This window comes from Francisella sp. 19X1-34, assembly GCF_041102755.1.
Taxonomy (GTDB): Bacteria; Pseudomonadota; Gammaproteobacteria; order Francisellales; family Francisellaceae; genus Francisella.
This window is the reverse complement of record NZ_JBGCTX010000130.1, coordinates 1-2,121: the sequence shown is the minus strand read 5'-3', so window position 1 is coordinate 2,121 and position 2,121 is coordinate 1. Positions and strand designations below refer to the sequence as shown.

Here is a 2,121-nt window from a genome sequence, read left to right as displayed (position 1 = left end):
TCTAGGAATGATTAAATTAGCTTGTACTTTTATTTGGCTTCGATGAAAATTTATTTTTGTGCACAGAGCCTAGTTAATGATGTAAATAAAACAATAAGTACTCTAGACCTAAGTAGCCAACTACAAACTGACTATAAAGCAACTTCTCCAGCATGTTTAATTAGTTTTATAAATCTCAAGAAAGATCAATATATAAAAGCTTCTGCTAACGCTGGATCTCATGTATTTGTTGTTATAGAAGGAACTGGCTATAGTAAACAAGGAAATACTAAGTTTGAATGGTCAAAAGGTGATGTATTTAGTTTTGCAACAGATATAGATATTGAACATAAATGTCATCAACAAGCTATTTTATATTATGTAAATGATGAACCTTTATTTAGCTATTTAGGAGCTAAACCTACAAAAGCTACTTTTGAAGCTACTCATTATCCTTTTGATACTATAATTAAACATGTCGAAGCCTTTAATAATGAAACTGGGGCAACTAAACGTAATCGTAATGGTGTATTATTAGCAAACGATGCTTGTCCTTTAACTAAAACAATTACTCCAACATTGTGGTCATTGTATAATGTTTTACCTAAAAACAGTGTTCAATTACCACATAGACATAATTCTGTAGCGCTAGATCTATGCTTATTTGCTCCTAAATCAGGATGCTATACTTTAATGAGTGAAAAAGTTGACTCAGAAGGTAAACTTATAAATCCTATACGTATGGGCTGGTCTACAAATGGAGCATTTGTAACACCTCCAGGTTGGTGGCATTCTCATCATAATGAAACCGATGAAGATGCGGTAGTCTTTCCAATACAAGATGCTGGCTTACAAACTTATTTAAGAACTTTATTTATAAGTTTTATTGGTAAAAAAGATTAACTTTAAAATAAAAATACTTCTATCAAAAAATTTTTTTTAATATTTTGCAATAAAAAAAACTTGTACAAAATAAATATACAAATAAAATTAAGCCTCCTATATCAATCGATAAAAATCTTACAAATTAATTAAGGAATAATAAAATTGAGCTTACTTTTATTTATTACGCTTATTTTTTTAATAACTATTTTCTCAGGTTTTATATCTGGGGTTTTTGGTGGTGGTTCAGGACTTATTAATGTACCTGGATTTTATTTGTTATTACATTACTACTATGCATCAAATGATCATCTAATGCAGGTAGCCATTGCCTGTGCTGTTAGCTCTGGTGTTTTAGTTGGTCTACTTGCAACCATTAAACAACATAGATACAAACAAATTTGTTACAACACTTTACGCTGGGCACTTATTAGCATACTCCTAGGAGGAGTCTTTGGTGTGTTTTTAGTAACTTTAATAAAAAGTAGTAATCTAAAAACTATATTCTCTATTTTACTTATAATTATGGCTATATGGATGTGGCGTAAAACAAAAACTTCACTAAAAATATGGCAAGCACCATTAGTATTAAAAATAACCAGCGCATTTTTTGCTGGAGTGTGTACGATGCTCTCTGGTATATCAGTGTTTTTTGTACCATTACTGACAAAGTGTGGTTTAGATATACGTAAAGCTATTGGTACATCGACTATAATTACTTTCTTTATAAGCTTAGTAATGACTATTTTCTTTATAGCTTTTGGCTTACATGCAGCTAATTTACCACCATACTGTATTGGTTATCTAAACTTAATTATTGTTTTTGCAGGAATTATACCAAGCCTAATTGGTGTAAATATTGGTGTTAAAGTAACAGCCTCATTCTCTCACAAACATTTACAAATTATATATATTTTAATGATGTTTATTATTGCTATAGCAATGATTATTTAGATAAGAATTCACTAAAAATAATAAACTCTTATATACTTTTCCATCTTTTATAAGTCTAACCTTAGTTTTCTTTATTGATTTTTTTGTTATAAGATTGATTATAAAAGCTTGTAAAAACCAATAAAATACATATAAATGTATGTTTATAATCTGCCTATCAATAAGTTGATAGATTTTTGTTTTTAATCTAATAACACTGTTACTTCGTTTATAAATAACTATAATTAATCTCAGTTCGATAATTACTTCATGTCTAAATATTTATAATTATTGATTTTAATTGGAGAAATAATAAACTGAGCTAGA

General features: G+C 28.5%; 2 protein-coding genes. Both read left to right on the top strand.

Annotated features, from left to right (window positions below):
- The first annotated feature begins 42 nt into the window (after nucleotides 1–42).
- Nucleotides 43–882, top strand: a complete 840-nt coding sequence (locus AB8E56_RS11610; RefSeq protein ID WP_329481284.1) for a cupin — start codon at nucleotides 43–45, stop codon at nucleotides 880–882.
- A gap of 138 nt (nucleotides 883–1,020) precedes the next feature.
- On the top strand, nucleotides 1,021–1,815 hold the full coding sequence (locus tag AB8E56_RS11605; RefSeq protein ID WP_329481286.1) for a sulfite exporter TauE/SafE family protein: 795 nt from the start codon (nucleotides 1,021–1,023) through the stop codon (nucleotides 1,813–1,815).
- Nucleotides 1,816–2,121 lie beyond the last annotated feature (306 nt).

Bases quoted from the DNA above. Each gene is read 5' to 3' on its own strand.
- AB8E56_RS11610 (WP_329481284.1), top strand. From the start codon at position 43: ATGAAAATTTATTTTTGTGCACAGAGCCTAGTTAATGATGTAAATAAA.